Genomic DNA, 18,697 nt, shown 5'->3' on the forward strand with positions numbered 1-18,697 from the left:
CGTGGCCGAACCGTTAAAGATCAACATCAGCAAGTCCTTTGTGGACTATGGCGGCAAGCAATGGGCGACCTATGAGAATGGCGGTGGCGTCACAGTGCAGGTCTGGAAAGACCAGCAACTCGAACTGCAGCGCGACCTCAGCTACGCCGACTACGCGGTGTTTCGGGAACAGGCCTCGGCGATAAAGCTGCGCGACTATCCCGACCCGACCTTGAGTAGAAAAGGCGGCACCAACGCTAATGGCAATACGCTGGGACGTGTGGTCGGGGAAACCGCATCGGCTGAAGTACCGGCGAGCGAGGCCAATCCGCCTGTCGAAGCTGAGACCGAAGCAGAGGCTGTTACCGGCGCGCAAATTCTGGACGGCATTCAACTCGGCCTGGATGTCGTTGGATTGGTGCCCGTCTTCGGGGAAGTTGCCGACATCGCCAATGCAGGGGTCAGCGCTGCTCGTGGCGACTATGTCGGTGCCGGCCTCTCGATGCTCTCGGCGATTCCGTTTGTCGGCTACCTGGGCACCGCTGGCAAAGCCACGAGATACGGTGCGAAAGTAGCCGAAGCTTCAGGCAAAGCGGCTAAGGAAGCCGCCGAGAAGGCCGCGAAAGAGGCAGCGGCAAAGAAAGCCAAGGACGAAGCGGCGCGCAAGCAGAATCAGGGTGCGAAGATCAAGCCCAAGAAACTGCCGAAGAAAAAACCGGCATGTTTCGAGCCACGCAAATCCAAAACATACAAAAAGATGAGCGAGGCTGAGCAGAAGAAGTACTTGCGCGAATATAGCCGACAGCTCAAGCGGCAAGAAGACGCCCTCAACACTATGTCGGCCAAGGACTTTGCCAATGCCCGGAGCAAGTTCAAGGAAGCCAAACAAAAATCGCCTACTAATCAGGGTCGAAATCCTGAGGCTGCTGTAGCTCAGGAAGCCTATCGGAGAAAGAGCGCTGAAGATATTAACGACAGCATATATGAGAGCATTCGCAGGAAGCACCCACAGGGTGACCCCAAGGCGGCCAGGGTCAACGCCGCAGACCGAACTAAGGAAATCATGGATTCGTTGGCCGCTCTGCACGAACCTGACATGGTTGCAGGTGGATGGCATGAGCCCAAACCCTCAGCCTTGGGTGACAAAAGAGTCAACAGTGCCATTGGCGGCAGCTGGAGCCAGAAAGAACGCGTAAAATTATTAGAGGATGCAGCAAAGAACGCAGTCGCACGCGGTGATGGCTCGGACATGATGAATGTGGAATTGACAATCTGCCCACCTGGCAAGAAAGGAAAATGATAATGAGAGACCCGGATTTTACTTTGTTCATCGAGAGTTTTGGCGAGGCGACCCACAGCACGCATGTCCCCGAGGAGAGCTTTGTCAAATGGGTTGGCAAGCTCCCCCCCATCCTGCTGACTTATTGGCGCGAAGAGGGCTGGGCGGGATATGCAAATGGGCGCCTGTGGACGGTTAATCCCGATGACTACGAGGACATCAAGGACGCTTGGCTGGAGGAAACACCACTTGCCACTCTCGATAACTTTCACGTAATTGCCCGCGGCGCCTTCGGCGACCTCTATCTGTGTGGTGAAAGAACCGGGAGAAGTGTCACCATTGTCTGCCTTCATAACGAAATACTGGCGCTGAAAAACAAGTTGAAGCCTAAGGCCCTCCACGAGCAAGACTTTTCAATTCAATCCTTCTTTGGTTCTCGTGAGCCAGAAGATTTGGACTACCCGGACGCTAATGGCAAATTGCTGTTTGACCGTGCTGTGAAGAAGTACGGCCCGCTGGCACCCGATGAAATGTACGGCTTCGAGCCCGCGCTGGTATTGGGCGGCACTGCCAAGCTGGAGAATCTGCGCCGCCTCAAGCTGGATCCGCATTTGCACATCCTGCGGCAGTTCGACAGCCCGACGCTGCCTTTCTCCAGCGTCGACTTCGACAAGCTCATGAAATAGCCAAGGCCTCACCGCTGCTTTTCATCTGACCAACTTTCTGAGTACGTGATAGCCGCGTACTCGACCTAACCGCCGTGCTCACCGTCTGGTGCGGATGCCAACATGGCAAGAAAGGAAAGTAAAAATGAGAGACCCGGATTTTGCTTTGTTCATAGAGAGTTTTGGCGAGGCGACCCACAGCACGCATGTCCCCGAGGAGAGTTTTGTCAAATGGGTTGGCAAGCTCCCCCCCATCCTGCTGACTTATTGGCGCGAAGAGGGCTGGGCGGGATATGCAGATGGGCGCCTGTGGACGGTTAATCCCGATGACTACGAGGACATCAAGGACGCTTGGCTGGAGGAAACACCACTTGCCACCCTCGATAACTTCCACGTAATTGCCCGTAGCGCCTTTGGCGACCTCTATCTGTGTGGTGAAAGAACCGGGAGAAGTGTCACCATTGTCTGCCTTCATAACGAAATACTGGCGCTGAAAAACAATTTGAAGCCTAGCGCCCTCCACGAGCAAGACCTTTCAATTCAATCCTTCTTTGGTTCTAGTGATCCAGAAGATTTGGACTACCCGGACGCTAATGGCAAACTGCTGTTTGACCGTGCTATGAAGAAGTACGGCCCGCTGGCACCCGATGAAATGTACGGCTTCGAGCCCGCGCTGTTGTTGGGCGGCACTGCCAAGCTGGAGAATCTGCGCCGCCTCAAACTGGATCCGCATTTGCACATCCTGCGCCAGTTCGACAGCCCGACGCTTCCTTTTTCCGGCATCGACTTCGACAAGCTCATGAAATAGCCAAGGCCTCACCGCAGCTCTTCATCCGACCAACTTTCTGAGTACGTGATAGCCGCGTACTCGACCTAACCGCCGTGTTCACCGTCTGGTGCGGGTGCCCACCTGTTAAGAAAGGAAAATGATAATGAGAGATCCCCACTTCGCGTACTTCATAGAGAAATTTGGTGAGGCTACCCACCGAACACCCGTTCCCGAGGCTAGCCTTGCTCAATGGATCGACAAACTCCCCCCTATCTTGCTGACCTGTTGGCGCGAAGAAGGGTGGGCGGGATATGCAAATGGACGCTTATGGACAGTGAATCCCGATGACTACGAGGACATCAAGGACGCTTGGCTGGAGGAAACACCACTTGCCACCCTCGATAACTTCCACGTAATTGCCCGCGGCGCCTTCGGCGACCTCTATCTGTGTGGTGAAAGAACCGGGAGAAGTGTCACCATTGTCTGCCTTCATAACGAAATACTGGCGCTGAAAAACAATTTGAAGCCTAGCGCCCTCCACGAGCAAGACCTTTCAATTCAATCCTTCTTTGGTTCTCGTGAGCCAGATGATTTGGACTACCCGGACGCTAATGGCAAATTGCTGTTTGACCGTGCTGTGAAGAAGTACGGCCCGCTGGCACCCGATGAAATGTACGGCTTCGAACCCGCGCTAGTATTGGGCGGCACTGCCAAGCTGGAGAATCTGCGCCGCCTCAAACTGGATCCGCATTTGCACATCCTGCGGCAGTTCGACAGCCCGACGCTGCCTTTCTCCGGCGTCGACGTCGACAAGCTCATGAAATAGCCAAGGCCTCACCGCTGCTCTTCATCTGACCAACTTTCTGAGTACGTGATAGTCGCGTACTCGACCTAACCGCCGTGCTCACCGTTTGGTGCGGATGCCCACATGGCAAGAAAGGAAAATGATAATGAGAGATCCCCATTTCGAGTACTTCATAGAGAAATTTGGTGAGGCCACCCACAGCACACCCGTTCCCGAGGCTAGCCTTGCTTATTGGGCCGACAAGCTCCCCCCCATCCTGCTGACTTATTGGCGCGAAGAGGGATGGGCGGGATATGCGGATGGGCGCCTGTGGACGGTGAACCCTGATGATTACGAAGATATAAAGGACGCTTGGCTGGAGGAAACGCCACTTGCCACCCTCGATAACTTCCACGTAATTGCCCGTGATGCCTTTGGCGACCTCTACTTATGCGGTGAAAGAACGGGCGCAAGCGTCACCATCGTCTGTCTCCACAATGAAATACTCGCATTGAAAAACCAACTCAAGCCCAGACCCTTACACGATCATGATCCATCCATTCAAGCGCTATTCGGTGTTGCCAAATTAGAAAAATGTGACTACCCGGACACCAACGGAAAACTGCTGTTTGACCGTGCTGTGAAGAAGTACGGCCCGCTGGCCCCCGATGAAATGTACGGCTTCGAGCCCGCACTTGTATTGGGCGGCAGCCCCACGTTGGAAAACCTGCGTCGTCTCAAGCTGGATCCGCACCTGCACATCCTGCGCCAGTTCGACAGCCCGACGCTGCCTTTCTCCAGCGTCGACGTCGACAAGCTCATGAAATAGCCAAGGCCTCACCGCTGCTCTTCATCTGACCAACTTTCTGAGTACGTGATAGTCGCGTACTCGACCTAACCGCCGTGTTCGCTGTTTGGTGCGGTACGTGCATGGCCTGGTCAGCCGGTAAGTTGGAGAGAAAAGGTTCGGACAAAGATAAAATGAACGTGAAACTTCAAAAGTGTCCAGGGTTGAAAAAATGAACGAACTAATAGAATTTATCATCGATGAGAATGGCGAACCAACGACGTTCAAACTTTTCAATGCGCACGAACTAGGCACTTTACCCGCCACGCTTCCAAATCAATTGATCGAGCTCTACCAGGCTTACGGTCGTTGCATTCTGCAAGGCGGTCGGCTACAAAGATGCCACCCAAACGATTTCAAAGGTGTTCTTTCACTCGCCCTCGGCGACGACGAAGATTTTAATCAATTCAATTGCCACGCTTTCGCCTATACTGCGTTTGGAACTATCTACTTCTATCAAGACTCCTTCGGCTGCGGAGACGTCGATCTGCTAGAAGGCCGTTTATGCAACACCAACTTCACATCACCCAAAGACCCAAACTCCAACTTTGATAACACAATAGATTTACCTTTTGCACTTGACCATGAGGATCTGGACTTTTTTGACATCAACGACAAACCGCTGTTCTCTCGCGCAAAGAAAAAACTTGGCAGCTTGGAAATAGGTGAGTGCTACGGATTTGTCCCTGCCCTTTCAATTGCAGGAGTAGCAGAGTTAAAATATCTAAAACGCTTAAGAGCAACTGAGCACTTCACTATAATTTCTCAAACATGTCAAATTCAACTCATTGATGTTCTGAACCACGAAAAGCCTGCAGTAATCCGAAGAACAATAAATAATGCAAGCAAAGACCTGAACCCAGATGATTTATTTCATGCTGATCCAAAAGGTGCCGACGGACTTTAACAGTACGAATATATAGGGAGATGTCATATGAAAACCTCCAAAAAAACACCTATAACCTTTGGCTCAGGCGCCGCAATAAATGATGAAATGCTTTATGTCACATCTTTTATTGATGCCATTGCCCCTGAAATCAACCACACTCGAATGTTTGTTCTAAACCTTGCACTGCCAGGACTTTGGTTTCATCACGACATCATTGACAAGACCGTAGTTTCAGTAGCGGTACGCCCTGCATCAGATGCAAAGCCAAGAGTGGCGTACGCTTTATGCACTGATGGAACTGTTGAAACATACAATTCAAATAGCACGCTTAATGAGGCAATTCCAATGCGTGAAAATGCAGGCTCACTGAGCAGCATCACCCACATAGGAAATAGAACATATGCTTGCGGCGCAGAAAATCAAATTTTTTATCGTAGCAACAACTTCTGGGAAGAAACAGGCGTAAGCTTTAGAGATGACGCCGTGAACATCTTAAAAGAAATTGCAACCGAAATAAAATCAGGAAAAGAATTAAACATCCTTGAGCTTACAAAAAAAACACGAACTCTTACATTATTCGAATGCATCAAAGGCACTAGCGAAAACAACATATACACATGCGGAACAAATGGTATGGTTTTACACTGGAATGGCCATGAATGGCAGCAAAGCCAGAGTGGGACACGGCAACACCTGCATGACATCCACTGCGTCACACCCGATGACATTATAATGTGCGGGCATAACGGAGTAGTGATTAGAGGAAATCACACTAACGGTTTCCGAAGAATGCCAATTGAGAAAACCGACATCAATTTTTGGTCTGTCAGACTATTCAACAAATCACTGTATTTAGGATCGACATCAGGGCTATTTTGCGTCACTAAAAATACTTTAATCAAAGCTAGCTTCGGCACTATAACCTTACCTAGTCAATACAGCATTGAATCCATTGACACAACCGACAATACATTGTGGGTTATCACTAATAAATTTATTCTTCGATTAAACACCGGCACCTGGAAAATTATTGAACTCCCTGACAACGATCAACTATGAATAATTACTTCACATTGCCATTCTTATTTACTAAAATTCTCACCACGCAAAACAGGACGCCTACATCTTCGCCCAGCCTCGCGACATCCGGCGGGTGATTGTTAAGGAGATGCAACGATGACCATGAAACAGAGTAAAAAATTAACCATGAATACCGGCTCAGCAATTACTAGAGACATGTACTATATGTCATGCTCATTTGCTGGCTCCTCACTGGACGAACCTTACTCTAGACTTTTTTTCTATCAGGATAAAAACAAGGACAAGTGGTTCTATCATGACCAGCAAAACTGGCACGTGGTTTCGACCTGCTTCCCGCCACCAATCACTGGGGAAGTGCGGAAGGTGTATGCATTGAGCGAAGAGGGGGATATTGAATGCTTTAGTAGAGAAGCCACGATCACCGAAAAAATAAAAGATGCAGGACTGGAGCCTTCCAGTAAATTCTATGGATACGTCAATAAAATCAATCATATAGATGGCAATTTGTATGTTTGTGGCCACAGAGGGCAAATTTACAAGAAAAACAAATTGACCTGGGAGCACTTTGATGACGGAATCCTCCAAACAGAAAAATTGATTCCAGACGATGCCGACCTGAGCTTCAGAGAAAAAATAAGAAATTCAGTCAACAGCACCTTGGATCTATTTGATATTAATGGCTCCAGAAACAACATTTACACCGTAGGAAACAACGGATTTATTGCGCACCACAACGGCATCAACTGGCTCACCCTGGCAAAACTTACTGCCGCCGACCTTCATTGCGCACACCTTACCCAAACAGACGTCGTCTGGATAGTAGGTTCGCAAGGCACTGTACTTAATGGCAGTGCAGACCTGGGATTCAAAGTACTTACTCGCAAAATGCTAGACTCAGATTTTTATTCAATAACAGAATTCCAAGGACGTATGTTTATTGGTGCTAGCGATGGAATTTACACTTTCCACAACAGTATTTTAAGCAAGCTCAATATTGCCGTAAAAGAAGTAAGCAGCATCGAGTCTAAAGACGGGGTTCTGTGGGTGCTTTCATCTGAAAAACTGCTGCGCTTTGATGGTCAAACATGGGAAGAGTTTAAGCATATCGACAATTGACGCGATGAATTTTTTGCGTTCGCTTGTGTCCAGGCCGAGGTGATAACGGGAGCCTCACGGCCGAGGAATGCCTGCTCTACACCTTTGAACACCGCCGACGGCCATCGGGTGATCCGCACCGACCGCGTGCAAGGGCTGGGCACCCTCCCCCGAACCTTGAAAATGCAATCGCACGCGGTGATGGCTCGGACATGATGAATGTGGAATTGAAAATTTGCCCACCTGGCAAGAAAGGAAGAAAACGATGAGAGACCCGGATTTTGCTTTTTTCATTGAGAATTTTGGTGAAGCTACCCACCGAACACCCGTTCCCGAGGCCAGCCTTGCTCATTGGGCCGACAAGCTCCCCCCCAGCCTGCTGACTTATTGGCGCGAAGAGGGCTGGGCGGGATATGCAAATGGGCGCCTGTGGACCGTGAACCCTGATGATTACGAGGACATCAAGGACGCTTGGCTAGAGGAGACGCCACTTTCCACCCTCGATACATTTCACGTAATTGCCCGGACTGCCTTCGGCAAGCTTTATTTGTGTGGTGAAAGAACGGGCGCAAGCGTCACCATCGTCTGTCACCACAATGAAATACTCGCACTGAAAAGCAAACTGAGACCAAAGCCCTTAAGTGACCAGGATTTTTCCATCAAGGCACTTTTCGGCGTTGTCGAAGTTGATAGGGTCGACTATCCGGACATAAACGGCAAACTGCTGTTTGACCGTGCTGTGAAGAAGTACGGCCCGCTGGCACCCGATGAAATGTACGGCTTCGAGCCCGCGCTGGTGTTGGGCGGCACTGCCAAGCTGGAGAATCTGCGCCGCCTCAAACTGGATCCGCATTTGCACATCCTGCGCCAGTTCGACAGCCCGACGCTGCCTTTCTCCAGCGTCGACTTCGACAAGCTCATGAAATAGCCAAGGCCTCACCGCTGCGCTTCATCTGACCAACTTTCCGAGTACGTGATAGCCGCGTACTCGACCTAACCGCCGTGCTCACCGTCTGGTGCGAGTGCCCACATAGCAAGAAAGGAAAATGATAATGAGAGATCCCCACTTCGCGTACTTCATTGAGAATTTTGGCGAAGCTACCCAGCGCACGCCCGTTACTGAAGCCTATCTGGCCCAATGGGCCGACAAGCTCCCCCCCGTCTTACTGACCTGCTGGCGTGAAGAAGGTTGGGCGGGATATGCAAACGGCCGCCTTTGGACAGTCAATCCCGATGATTACGAGGACATCAAAGACGCTTGGCTGGAGAAAACACCACTTGCCACTCTCGATAACTTTCACGTAATTGCCCGCGGCGCCTTCGGCGACCTCTACTTATGTGGCGAAAAGACAGGGGCAAGCGTTACCATCATTTGCCTTCACAACGAAATACTGGCGCTAAAGAACCAATTGAAACCTAAACCTCTTCACGAACAGGACACTTCCATTCAGGCACTGTTCGGCACCGCTGAAGTTGATGACTTTGACTACTCGGATACCAACGGCAAACTGCTGTTTGACCGTGCTGTGAAGAAGTACGGCCCACTGGCACCCGATGAAATGTACGGTTTCGAGCCCGCACTTGTATTGGGCGGCAGCCCCACACTGGAAAACCTGCGTCGCCTCAAACTGGATCCGCATTTGCACATCCTTCGGCAGTTCGACAGCCCGACGCTGCCTTTCTCCGGTGTCGACTTCGACAAGCTCATGAAATAGCCAAGGACGGCGACTGTGCACACGCCTTACCGCAGCTCTTCATCTGACCAACTTTCTGAGTACGTGATAGCCGCGTACTCGAGCCAGCCACTGTGTTCGCTGTCTGGCACGGTGAGGCGCCAGTGCGGTACGTGTACGCCACGTCAGTATTAATAGGTCTGCAGGCGCAAAACCAGGACAAACTTACAAATCTCTAACCAAGTAGGCACACAATGGAATCTACATTAACTCCAGAGCAGATTGAAAAAATCGGTAACCTTTCAAAAGAAGGGCGTGAATACTGGAAAAAAAATCAACTCAATGAGGCTGAGTCATCTTTTCTAAGAGCATGGGAGATTATCCCACACCCAAAATCGTCACTTGACTACTCTCAAAGTCTCGCAAGAGGCCTCGTGTCTTTCTTTAAGGAGACTAAGCAATACGAAAAAGCTAAAGTTTGGTTAGCTGTGATGCGTGACTTGTACCTCCCGCAACCCAGCGACTATGTAGAATTTATTGCAGCAACCGTCCACTTTGATGCTGGCGAAACCTCTATTGCATACCAATTTTTTGACCAACAGTTTAAGAAGTATGGAAAAAGACCATTTATAGACGAAGATAAAAAATACCTAAACTTTTATCTTGCACAAAAGAAGGGAAGAAAATGAATCTCCCTGACAGGGTTTACGAAAACATAACCACCTCATCAGAGAAAGGCAATATCCTTTATGACGAATCGGCATTCGAACAAGCGATTTCAAAGTGGTCACAAGCACTAAATATACTAGCCAAGGACGGCGACTGTGCACACGCCTCACCGCTGCTGTTCATCTGACCAACTTTCTGAGTACGTGATAGTCGCGTACTCGACCTAAGTTTGACGATAGAAACAAAGCACACATTAATATTTGGATGCCGCAATTGCTCAAATGCTCGCATGGTCTAAATGCAAGGGACACATATGACAACCAGACACAAAGCACAATGGATCACTGAAATGAAAGATCTGTTAAGCGGTCCTAGAAACAGGGCAGCTGAGGAAAAATTCTGCAAGCTTGTATATGAGCCACCGCCAAATATCGACAGCGAAATAGTGGACATCATAATGGAGAGTTTTTTAAAACCTTTCGACTCATCCGTGATGCAGACATTCGTAAGCGCTCTCAGCGGCATTGACTTTGAACAATACTACGACTCTTACTTTAAAATTCTTCCACGACTTATACATAAAGACCCCAATAGTGCTCTATGCTTGCTAAACTATCCAGGATTCGAACTAAAGCATGAACACATTAGTAAAATAGTACGAATGATAAAAAAAACAGATCCTTCCGGAGCCCTAAAAAAAGATCTAGACTATCAAATAAATTATTGGAACCTACAAAACGATGAACCTTGGTACAGCATTTATCATTTCGCATAGGTAAAAAACAGTGGAAGACATTCTCAAGCAGTTTCTCGACCAAGGTAAAAAAGACTTTGAAGTACAACCCTTTGACTTTTTCCCACTCCCAAATGAAACAGATGATCGTACTGGAATGTTGCCATTTTTTATCTGCAATGGGCATCTACCAGAGGCTTGCTCTTAAAAGGCGATGAACTAGCTAAAGCCATAGCCAGTACAAACACACTGGAGTCGAAGCTCCAGAGCATTCGAGAAATACTTGGAGAACAACTACTGCCAGCCCACTTCACCCCCAAGGGCAACGCATTTACGCAAGACTACTATCGCCCCGGCTGGACATATTATTACCTAACTGATTTTGGAGAAACCTTCCATGAATATGATAATTTAGACAACGTAACTGATACTGAAATCAACTATAAAAAAATAGTAACCGTACTAGAAGATCGTTTTTCAAAGTGGCTATCAAAGAGTTAAGCACCACCGAATATTATGTGGAGTCATAAAACCTAAACCAGCTCGCGCGACTTCCGTATGGCCTGTTCAGCGGCTGGCAGTTGAGCGAAGCGCAGCCCGCCCTGCTGTTCATCTGACCAACTTTCTGAGTACGTGATAGCCGCTTACTCGACCTAACCGCCGTGTTCACCGTCTGGTGTGGGACGTGCACGGCCTGGTCAGCCTGCTCAGCCACATCCGCTACCACACCGTGTGTCAAACCGACCCTGGCAGCATTTGCACCCCGGTGTAACCGGAATCGCCACAAACGTGAGTTTCTTCCCCGCGCAGCAGTTGATCCACGTGTGTCACGTGGAACCACAGCCCGAATTCGCATCTACGCCAATGTTGTCAGGTGTGAAACGCCCCGCTTCATCCAGTTGCATCAGCTTGCGCCAGGCCCGCAACAAGTCGCTGCGACGCCCCGGATAGTGTTCGCCCTGCTCACTGGCGGCAGCAATCCGATCGGTGCGAAACGTTCGATACGCCTCGCGCAGTTCACACCAGGCGACGATCACCCGCGCCTCGTTGAAAAAGCCCAGTGCCAACGGCCAGATCAGCCGCTGACTGGGCACTTTATTCACGTCGGCGTAATCGATGTGCAGCTTGGCCTGGCTGCGAATGGCCTGGCGAAACACATTCAGCTCCACGGCGTTCTGCGGGTAGCCGTAACCCGGTGGTCCGGGCAGCACCGTCGGGTTGCGCAAGGCATCCTGTGCCGCCGGTGCCAGCACCGCAGCGATCTTCGCCAGGGCGTCGGCGGCGGCCTTGCTCAGCACCTCGTCACCGCGCTGATCGACATAACGCAAGCCCAGCACGATGGCTTCGGTCTCGTCGGCATTGAGCATCAGCGGTGGCAGGAACAAACCGCTGCGCAGGACATAGCCAATGCCCGCCTCACCATGGATCGGCGCTCCGAGGGCCGTCAGTTCGGCGATGTCGCGATACAGCGTGCGCTCGGAAACCTCCAGCTCGCGGGCCAGTACCGCGGCAGTCACTGGGCGACTCTTGCCACGCAGGACTTGCAGCAAGGTTAACAAACGGCTGGTACGCGACACGTGGCTTACGCTCTTGATCTAAAGGTCGAGGGAGATTAGCAGAGGCTGCTGTCAGAAACTGTCAGCAGTGAACCGAGCGCCGATCGACCATTGGGCGGTGAACCGAAAAGCATCTTGACAGCAAATATTACGCGCATAATATTAAATCGATAAAACCCCCTCCCCCAGCTTTTTCAGGAGTTATCCCATGCATTACAAAGTCTTTGGTCGTCGCACCGGCTTGCGCGTTTCGGAACTGGCCCTGGGCGCCGGCAATTTCGGCACCGGGTGGGGGCATGGCGCCGAACGGGATGAAGCCAAACGAATCTTCGATGGTTACCTCCAAGCCGGTGGCAACTTTATTGACACCGCCAATGGTTATCAGGCCGGACAATCGGAAACCATGCTCGCCGAGTTCATTGCCGCCGAACGCGACAGCTTGGTGATCGCCACCAAATACACCATGGGTACCACGCCTGCCGCCGGCATTTCCCACACCGGCAACAACCGCAAAAACATGATCCGTTCGGTCGAGGAAAGCTTGAAGCGGCTCAAGACCGATCACATCGATCTGTTCTGGGCCCACATCAGTGACGGTGTGACGCCAATGGAAGAAATCCTTCGCGGGTTCGATGATTTGGTGCGTGCCGGCAAGATCCACTACGCCGGGCTGTCCAATTTCCCGGCCTGGCGCATCGCCCGAGGAGATTTGCTCGCTGAAGTACGCGGCTTTGCGCCGATTACGGCTATCCAGGTGGAGTACAGCCTGGCCGAACGCAGCGCCGAGCGCGAATTGCTGCCAATGGCCGAAGCCCTGGGGCTGGCCGCGACGCTGTGGTCGCCATTGGCTGGCGGTTTCCTCACCGGCAAATACCGCGCCAGCAGCGACGACACCCGCGCGAGCAAACTGGGCATGCTGGTTCACGCGGAAAAAGGTGCCCGTGAAACCGCCCTGCTCGACTCCTTGCTGGCGGTAGCCGCCGAGCTTGCCGCCAGCCCGACCCACGTCGCCATTGCCTGGTTGCGCGAAAAAGCCAAACGCTCGACCACCGCGCTGATTCCGATTCTCGGTTCACGCACCCGCGAGCAACTCGATGCGACGTTGGGGGCCCTGGAGGTGCAGTTGAGCGCGGAACAATTGGCTCGTCTGGATGGCGGCAGTGCAGTGGCGATGGGAGTGCCCCATGAAACGATCGCTGGATCAATCGGGCGCTACAGCGGTACAGAGGTGTTGGATCTGTCGGTGATTCCAGTGGTTTAAAAGGCTCTGCCGGGAGTCAGCTAAGCCCTGGATTCCCCAAAAGAGCGCAGCCTGCGGCAGCTCCTACAGGATGTGTGTACACCTGAACATTTGCCGGTGTACCCGATCGATGTAGGAGCTGCCGCAGGCTGCGATCTTTTGATCTTCAATCTACCCTACCGATCCACCTTATGCCGCGCCGCATACAAACACAGCATCTCCATCGCCAGGGTCGCCGCCGCCAGTGAGGTGATGTCCGCGCTGTCATAGGCCGGCGCGACTTCCACCACATCCATGCCCACCAGATTGATCCCGCGCAAACCGCCGAGAATTTCCAGCGCCTGCACCGTGCTCAGGCCACCACACACTGGCGTGCCAGTGCCGGGAGCGAACGCCGGGTCGAGACAGTCGATGTCGAATGTCAGGTACACCGGGTTATCGCCGACCCGTTCGCGGATCGACTCGATGATCGCCTCGCAGCCACGTCGATGCACTTGCCGCGCATCCAGCACCTGGAAGCCCTGGTGGTCATCATTGGTGGTGCGCAGACCGATCTGCACCGAACGCGACGGGTCCACCAGCCCCTCCTTGGCTGCATGCCAGAACATGGTGCCGTGGTCGATGCGCTTGCCCTCTTCATCGGGCCAGGTGTCGCTGTGAGCATCGAAATGGATCAGCGACAACGCGCCATGCTGTCGGGCATGAGCCTTGAGCAGCGGGTAGCTGATGAAGTGATCGCCACCGAAGGTCAGCATCGCGCAACCGGCCGTGAGAATGTTCTCGGCATGCGCCTCGATGCTGTCCGGTACGGAGTGCGGCGTGCCGGAATCGAAACTGCAGTCGCCATAGTCAATCACCGCCAGATGGTCGAACGGGTCAAAGGTCCATGGCCAATGCCGCTCCCAAGCGATTCCGCTGGAGGCACTGCGAATCCCCCGCGGCCCGAAACGCGCGCCCGGGCGGTTGCTGGTAGCGGTGTCGAACGGCACGCCGCTGACGACCACATCGACTCCGCGCAGGTCACGGCTGTAACGGCGGCGCATGAAACTGGTAATGCCGGCGTAGGTGCTTTCGGCGGCAGTCCCGTAGAGGCTGTCGCGGGTCATGGCCTGGTCGTTCAGTTCGGCGATTTCCATGGAGAGGTCCTTATTGTTGGCGGCTACGGAAAGTGGTCCACAGGCGGGTGCGCTGACGCATGTCCTTGAGGCTCATGCTGCGGTCGGCGTACAGGCGCTCACGCACCTCGGTGGGTGGATAGATGTCGACGTCCTCGCGTATAGCGGCATCCACCAAGGGCGTTGCCGCCTGGTTGGCGCTGGCGAAGAACAGGGTATTGGTCAGCGCTGCCACTGATTCCGGGCGCAGCATGAACTCGATAAAGGCCCGGGCGGCTTGCGGATGTGGCGCGTCCTTGGGGATCGCCAGGTTGTCCTGCCAGACCAGCGTGCCTTCCCGGGGAATCCGGTAGGCCACTTCAAACGGCTTATCGGCCTTGCGTGCCTGATCGGCGGCCATGCTCGCGTCACCGTTGTAGGTCAGCGCCAGGCACACGCTGCCATTGGCCAGGTCACTGATCTGACGCCCGCTGGCCACGTACAGCACCGAGGGCTGCAGCTGATGCAGCAGGGCTTCGGCGGCGGTCAGATCCTTCTTGTCGGTGCTGTAGGGATCTTTACCGAGGTAATGCAGCGCCAGCCCGATCACCTCCTGGGGCGAATCGAGAAGGGCGACTCCGCAGTCTTTCAACTTGCTGGCGTATTCGGGTTTGAACAGCAAGTCCAGGCTATTCAGGGATACACCCGGCAGCCGCTGCTGCAGCGCCTCGACGTTCATGCCCAAGCCCAGCGTGCCCCAGGTGTAAGGCACGCCATAACGGTTGCCGGGATCGACCGCGGAAAGCTTTTCCAGCAGGTCCGGATCGAGGTTGGCGTAGCCTTTGAGGCTGTCGCGGGGGATTTCCTTCAGGGCACCGGCGGCCAGGCCACGGGCCAGTACGCTGGACGACGGCACCACCACGTCGTAACCGCTGCCACCGGTCAGCAGTTTGGTTTCCAGGACTTCCGGGGTGTCGAAGGTGTCATAACGCACCAGGATGCCGGTTTCCTGTTCGAAACGCTGCAACGCCTCGGGCGCCACGTAATCGGCCCAACTGTAGAGATTGAGCACTTTGTCTTCGGCCACGGCTGGAACAGCCAGGAAAAAAACCAATGCGGGACAACAAAACTTGAGAAGAGAACCCATGACGAGCACCTGCCGGGAGGGAGTGCCTGCAGCATGCGCCGGGTGATACATTGTAAAAATATTAAGTTTATTATCCTGACTTTATCCGCGAGTAATGTTTGATGCTCGGTCAATTTCACGATCTCGATCTGCAGCTGCTGCGTTTGTTTGTCAGCGTCGTCGAGTGCGGCGGCTTCAGCGCCGCCCAAGGCGAGCTGGGCCTGAGCCAGTCGAGCATCAGCCAGCAGATGGCCAAGCTCGAAACCCGACTCGGATACCGGCTGTGCAGTCGCGGTAAAGGCGGTTTCAAACTGACCCCCAAGGGCGAACAGCTGCTCAGTGCGACGCGCGGGCTGTTCGACTCCATTGAAGCGTTCCGCCATGAGTCCAACGGCATGGCCGGTCGATTACTCGGTGAAGTGCGCCTGGGCTTGTCCGAAGCCCTTGATCAGTCAGTCCTGCAACGGGTCGCCGAAGCGATCCGGCGCTTTCGCCAACGGGATGAATCGGTGCGCATCGAACTGCTCAGCGCCATGCCTGGCGAGATGGAACGGTTGCTGCTGCAACAGCAGCTGGACCTGGCGATCGGCTATTTCTCACAGGCCCAAAGCGCCTTCGACTACCGCCAGCTGTTCACCGAAACCCAGCATCTGTATTGCGCAAAAGGTCATCCGCTGTTTACCAACGACGCGCCTGACGATGACGCGCTGCACAGCACCGACCGGGTCGATCACCCGTATCGCTTTCTGCGCAGCGACGAACCCTTTCAGGGCAAACTCTGCTCGGCGCGCTCGGAACAGGTCGAAGGCACCCTCGCCTTCATCCTTTCCGGCAAACATGTCGGCTATCTGCCCAGCCACTTCGCCCGCTCCTGGGAAGACAAAGGCTTGCTCCGGGCAGTGCCTCGACCCGACCTGAGCTTTGAAGTGGCCTTTCACCTGGCCCGGCATCGGGCGCAGGTGCCGGGAGATGCGCAGCGGGCATTCGAGGAGGATTTGCTCAGGGCGTTTTGCGTGAATCGGCTTGCACCAGCGCGCTGAAGTGACCCATCAACCAGAGAACATGTCCATGCGCAGATTCATCGGTTTATCCCTCGCCCTGCTCTTGCTCAGCTTGAGTGCCTGCGCCCTGCTCCCCAACCGTGACCCACTGAACATCAACCTGGTCGGTATCGAAGCGCTGCAGAGCGAGGATCTGGAAGTGCGCTTCGCGGTGAAGATTCGCCTGCAAAACCCCAATGAAACGCCGATCGACTACAACGGAGTGGCGCTGAATCTTGAAGTCAACGGACAGCCGCTGGCCACTGGCGTGAGCGATCAACACGGCACCATCGCGCGCTTCTCCGAAACGATCCTGACGGTGCCGGTCAGCGTCTCGGCGTTTTCCATGGTGCGCCAGACACTGGGTCTGAGCAAAACCCAGAGCCTCGACAACCTGCCCTATGTGCTACGCGGTAAACTCGCCGGTGGGTTGTTCGGTACCCTGCGTTTTGTCGATCACGGCAATCTCAGCCTGCCGGGCACGATCACCGGGACTTGATAACCTGTGGCGAGGGAGCTTGCTCCCTCGCCACAAGTGATCGCTCGCTATAGATTTCTACTACACCCCAAGGAGGAAACATCACTCATGGAATCCACACCCACGCTGTACACCGAACGCCTGATCCTGCGCCCGCTGGAGCTGGCCGACGCCGAGGCGATTCAGCAGCAGTTCCCTCATTGGGAAGTGGTGCGTTATCTCAATGCCTTGGTGCCGTGGCCGTATCCGGCCGACGGCGCGCTGACTTACCTGCGCGACATGGCCCTGCCGGCCATCGCCCGGGGCGCAGAATGGCACTGGTCGATCCGTTTGAAATCCGCACCCGAACAACTGATCGGCAACGTCAGCCTGATGGATGAACAAGACAACAACCGCGGTTTCTGGCTCGCACCGCAATGGCAGGGTCAGGGGCTGATGAGTGAAGCCAGTGCGGCGGTGACCGACTATTGGTTCGAAACCCTCGGCCGGCCGCTGATGCGAGTGCCCAAGGCCGCACCGAACCTGGCCTCGCGACGCATTTCGGAGCGCGACGGCATGCGCCTGATCCGTACCGAAGAACGCGATTTTGTCAGCGGGCGCTTGCCGTGCGATATCTGGGAAACTACTCGTGAGCAATGGCGCCAAAAATGATCGTCCGAACGCGGCCCGAACCTGCGGCAGCTCCTACACAGACCCTGTACACCCGCAAATGAGCGGGTGTATGCAACTCCTGTAGGAGCTGCCGCAGGCTGCGATCCTGGCGATCCAGTCTGCGCAGCATTTCTATCGATGCAAACACTGGTCTCAATCCTTCACAAACCGCACCCCCGGCTTGGCCCGTTCATCCACGCTCAACTCGAAGACATCCGGGCGCGCGTAGTGTCCGGTCACGTCGAAGTCGTAGCGGGCGCGGACCAGTTCATCCGTATCGATCTCGGCGGTCAACAACCCTGCACCGCCCACCAGCGGCCCGGCAAGAATATTGCCCATGGGCCCGACAATCACGCTGCCGCCGGCAATCAGCGGGCGTTCGGCTGGCCAGTTGGCGATGTCCAGGCCCAGGGTTTGCGGCGAGTCCTGAACCTGGCAGGCGCTGACCACGAAGCAACGCCCTTCGTGAGCGATATGGCGCATGCTGACCTGCCACATTTCCCGCTCATCCACCGTCGGCGCGCACCAGACCTCCACGCCCTTGGCGTACATCGCGGTGCGCAGTAGCGGCATCATGTTTTCCCAACACACCGCGCCACCGATTCGTCCGACCTGGCTATCGATCACCGGCAAGGTCGAGCCGTCGCCCTTGCCCCAGATCAGTCGCTCGGTGCCGGTGGGCATCAGCTTGCGGTGTTTGGCCAGCAGTCCGCCCTGTGGTTCGAAATACAGCACCGTGCAATACAGCGTGCTGCCGGAGCGCTCGATCACACCCAGTACCAGACTGGCACCGGTTCGTGCCGATAATCGCGCCAAGGCTTCGGTTTCAACGCCGGGGACCTCGATGGCGTTGGCAAAATAACGGGCAAAGGCTTCCCGCCCTTCCGGCAAGCGATACCCCAGTTGCGTCCCGAACCCTTCGCCTTTGGGATAGCCACCGAGCAAGGCTTCGGGCATCACTACCAGGCTCGCGCAAGACTCGACTATGGCGCTTTCATAAGAAAGGATCTGTTCCAGGGTCTCGCCCTTGCCGCCGGGCAGAGAACCGATTTGCAGTGCAGCAACGATGGACGTGGGCATCGCGGTAAC

General features: G+C 54.1%; 20 protein-coding genes. 16 read left to right on the top strand and 4 right to left on the bottom strand.

Features of this window, described 5'->3' with window-relative positions:
• The first annotated feature begins 1 nt into the window (after position 1).
• The 12 genes from F8N85_RS10210 to F8N85_RS10265 all read left to right on the top strand — a co-directional run bounded on the left by F8N85_RS10210 (position 2) and on the right by F8N85_RS10265 (position 10,465).
• Positions 2-1,279, top strand: a complete 1,278-nt coding sequence (locus tag F8N85_RS10210) for a polymorphic toxin type 15 domain-containing protein (RefSeq protein WP_150803497.1) — start codon at positions 2-4, stop codon at positions 1,277-1,279.
• Between the two features lie 2 nt (positions 1,280-1,281).
• The gene (locus F8N85_RS10215) at positions 1,282-1,944 is read left to right on the top strand and encodes a GAD-like domain-containing protein (RefSeq protein ID WP_150803498.1); all 663 of its coding nucleotides are present in this window, start codon (positions 1,282-1,284) and stop codon (positions 1,942-1,944) included.
• Between the two features lie 124 nt (positions 1,945-2,068).
• Positions 2,069-2,731 carry a GAD-like domain-containing protein gene (locus F8N85_RS10220; RefSeq protein ID WP_150803499.1) on the top strand — a complete coding sequence of 221 codons (663 nt, stop codon included), beginning with the start codon at positions 2,069-2,071 and terminating at the stop codon, positions 2,729-2,731.
• A gap of 124 nt (positions 2,732-2,855) precedes the next feature.
• Positions 2,856-3,518 carry a GAD-like domain-containing protein gene (locus F8N85_RS10225; RefSeq protein WP_150803500.1) on the top strand — a complete coding sequence of 221 codons (663 nt, stop codon included), beginning with the start codon at positions 2,856-2,858 and terminating at the stop codon, positions 3,516-3,518.
• Positions 3,519-3,642: 124 nt separating this feature from the next.
• Positions 3,643-4,305, top strand: coding sequence for a GAD-like domain-containing protein (locus F8N85_RS10230; protein WP_150803501.1), 663 nt, complete (start codon positions 3,643-3,645; stop codon positions 4,303-4,305).
• Positions 4,306-4,495: 190 nt separating this feature from the next.
• On the top strand, positions 4,496-5,230 hold the full coding sequence (locus F8N85_RS10235; RefSeq protein WP_150803502.1) for a GAD-like domain-containing protein: 735 nt from the start codon (positions 4,496-4,498) through the stop codon (positions 5,228-5,230).
• Positions 5,231-5,257: 27 nt separating this feature from the next.
• Complete coding sequence (locus F8N85_RS10240; RefSeq protein WP_150803503.1) at positions 5,258-6,271, top strand: hypothetical protein; 1,014 nt, start codon at positions 5,258-5,260, stop codon at positions 6,269-6,271.
• 117 nt (positions 6,272-6,388) lie between these two features.
• Positions 6,389-7,369 (top strand): hypothetical protein, encoded by a 981-nt coding sequence (locus F8N85_RS10245; RefSeq protein ID WP_150803504.1) that lies wholly within the window; start codon positions 6,389-6,391, stop codon positions 7,367-7,369.
• A gap of 244 nt (positions 7,370-7,613) precedes the next feature.
• Positions 7,614-8,276: a GAD-like domain-containing protein gene (locus tag F8N85_RS10250; protein ID WP_150803505.1), complete on the top strand. Its 663-nt coding sequence runs from the start codon at positions 7,614-7,616 to the stop codon at positions 8,274-8,276.
• Positions 8,277-8,400: 124 nt separating this feature from the next.
• Positions 8,401-9,063 (top strand): GAD-like domain-containing protein, encoded by a 663-nt coding sequence (locus tag F8N85_RS10255; RefSeq protein WP_150803506.1) that lies wholly within the window; start codon positions 8,401-8,403, stop codon positions 9,061-9,063.
• Positions 9,064-9,275: 212 nt separating this feature from the next.
• Positions 9,276-9,710, top strand: a complete 435-nt coding sequence (locus F8N85_RS10260) for a hypothetical protein (protein ID WP_150803507.1) — start codon at positions 9,276-9,278, stop codon at positions 9,708-9,710.
• Between the two features lie 329 nt (positions 9,711-10,039).
• Positions 10,040-10,465 (top strand): hypothetical protein, encoded by a 426-nt coding sequence (locus F8N85_RS10265; RefSeq protein ID WP_150803508.1) that lies wholly within the window; start codon positions 10,040-10,042, stop codon positions 10,463-10,465.
• A gap of 785 nt (positions 10,466-11,250) precedes the next feature.
• Here F8N85_RS10265 and F8N85_RS10270 read toward each other — a convergent pair.
• Positions 11,251-12,000 (bottom strand): helix-turn-helix transcriptional regulator, encoded by a 750-nt coding sequence (locus F8N85_RS10270; RefSeq protein WP_150803509.1) that lies wholly within the window; start codon positions 11,998-12,000, stop codon positions 11,251-11,253.
• 187 nt (positions 12,001-12,187) lie between these two features.
• Here F8N85_RS10270 and F8N85_RS10275 point away from each other — a divergent pair, with 187 nt between their 5' ends.
• Positions 12,188-13,240 (top strand): aldo/keto reductase, encoded by a 1,053-nt coding sequence (locus F8N85_RS10275; protein ID WP_150803510.1) that lies wholly within the window; start codon positions 12,188-12,190, stop codon positions 13,238-13,240.
• A gap of 155 nt (positions 13,241-13,395) precedes the next feature.
• Here the strand turns inward: F8N85_RS10275 and speB are convergent, their stop codons facing one another.
• A complete protein-coding gene (gene speB, locus F8N85_RS10280; protein ID WP_150803511.1) occupies positions 13,396-14,355 on the bottom strand; it encodes an agmatinase in 960 nt (319 codons plus the stop codon).
• Positions 14,356-14,365: 10 nt separating this feature from the next.
• A complete protein-coding gene (locus F8N85_RS10285; protein ID WP_150803512.1) occupies positions 14,366-15,460 on the bottom strand; it encodes a polyamine ABC transporter substrate-binding protein in 1,095 nt (364 codons plus the stop codon).
• Positions 15,461-15,561: 101 nt separating this feature from the next.
• Here F8N85_RS10285 and F8N85_RS10290 point away from each other — a divergent pair, with 101 nt between their 5' ends.
• The 3 genes from F8N85_RS10290 to F8N85_RS10300 all read left to right on the top strand — a co-directional run bounded on the left by F8N85_RS10290 (position 15,562) and on the right by F8N85_RS10300 (position 17,608).
• Positions 15,562-16,479, top strand: coding sequence for a LysR family transcriptional regulator (locus F8N85_RS10290; protein WP_150803513.1), 918 nt, complete (start codon positions 15,562-15,564; stop codon positions 16,477-16,479).
• 28 nt (positions 16,480-16,507) lie between these two features.
• Positions 16,508-16,978 (top strand): LEA type 2 family protein, encoded by a 471-nt coding sequence (locus F8N85_RS10295; protein WP_150803514.1) that lies wholly within the window; start codon positions 16,508-16,510, stop codon positions 16,976-16,978.
• Positions 16,979-17,065: 87 nt separating this feature from the next.
• Positions 17,066-17,608 (top strand): GNAT family N-acetyltransferase, encoded by a 543-nt coding sequence (locus tag F8N85_RS10300; RefSeq protein WP_150803515.1) that lies wholly within the window; start codon positions 17,066-17,068, stop codon positions 17,606-17,608.
• Between the two features lie 153 nt (positions 17,609-17,761).
• Here F8N85_RS10300 and F8N85_RS10305 read toward each other — a convergent pair whose 3' ends face one another.
• Complete coding sequence (locus F8N85_RS10305; protein WP_150803516.1) at positions 17,762-18,688, bottom strand: carbon-nitrogen hydrolase family protein; 927 nt, start codon at positions 18,686-18,688, stop codon at positions 17,762-17,764.
• Positions 18,689-18,697 lie beyond the last annotated feature (9 nt).

This window comes from Pseudomonas fluorescens, from assembly GCF_902497875.1.
GTDB lineage: Bacteria > Pseudomonadota > Gammaproteobacteria > Pseudomonadales > Pseudomonadaceae > Aquipseudomonas > Aquipseudomonas fluorescens_BR.

Coding starts and splice junctions, on each gene's coding strand:
- F8N85_RS10215 (WP_150803498.1), top strand. CDS start 1,282: ATGAGAGACCCGGATTTTACTTTGTTCATCGAGAGTTTTGGCGAGGCG.
- F8N85_RS10220 (WP_150803499.1), top strand. CDS start 2,069: ATGAGAGACCCGGATTTTGCTTTGTTCATAGAGAGTTTTGGCGAGGCG.
- F8N85_RS10225 (WP_150803500.1), top strand. CDS start 2,856: ATGAGAGATCCCCACTTCGCGTACTTCATAGAGAAATTTGGTGAGGCT.
- F8N85_RS10230 (WP_150803501.1), top strand. CDS start 3,643: ATGAGAGATCCCCATTTCGAGTACTTCATAGAGAAATTTGGTGAGGCC.
- F8N85_RS10235 (WP_150803502.1), top strand. CDS start 4,496: ATGAACGAACTAATAGAATTTATCATCGATGAGAATGGCGAACCAACG.
- F8N85_RS10240 (WP_150803503.1), top strand. CDS start 5,258: ATGAAAACCTCCAAAAAAACACCTATAACCTTTGGCTCAGGCGCCGCA.
- F8N85_RS10245 (WP_150803504.1), top strand. CDS start 6,389: ATGACCATGAAACAGAGTAAAAAATTAACCATGAATACCGGCTCAGCA.
- F8N85_RS10250 (WP_150803505.1), top strand. CDS start 7,614: ATGAGAGACCCGGATTTTGCTTTTTTCATTGAGAATTTTGGTGAAGCT.
- F8N85_RS10255 (WP_150803506.1), top strand. CDS start 8,401: ATGAGAGATCCCCACTTCGCGTACTTCATTGAGAATTTTGGCGAAGCT.
- F8N85_RS10260 (WP_150803507.1), top strand. CDS start 9,276: ATGGAATCTACATTAACTCCAGAGCAGATTGAAAAAATCGGTAACCTT.
- F8N85_RS10265 (WP_150803508.1), top strand. CDS start 10,040: ATGAAAGATCTGTTAAGCGGTCCTAGAAACAGGGCAGCTGAGGAAAAA.
- F8N85_RS10275 (WP_150803510.1), top strand. CDS start 12,188: ATGCATTACAAAGTCTTTGGTCGTCGCACCGGCTTGCGCGTTTCGGAA.
- speB (WP_150803511.1), bottom strand. CDS start 14,355: ATGGAAATCGCCGAACTGAACGACCAGGCCATGACCCGCGACAGCCTC.
- F8N85_RS10285 (WP_150803512.1), bottom strand. CDS start 15,460: ATGGGTTCTCTTCTCAAGTTTTGTTGTCCCGCATTGGTTTTTTTCCTG.
- F8N85_RS10290 (WP_150803513.1), top strand. CDS start 15,562: ATGCTCGGTCAATTTCACGATCTCGATCTGCAGCTGCTGCGTTTGTTT.
- F8N85_RS10295 (WP_150803514.1), top strand. CDS start 16,508: ATGCGCAGATTCATCGGTTTATCCCTCGCCCTGCTCTTGCTCAGCTTG.
- F8N85_RS10300 (WP_150803515.1), top strand. CDS start 17,066: ATGGAATCCACACCCACGCTGTACACCGAACGCCTGATCCTGCGCCCG.
- F8N85_RS10305 (WP_150803516.1), bottom strand. CDS start 18,688: ATGCCCACGTCCATCGTTGCTGCACTGCAAATCGGTTCTCTGCCCGGC.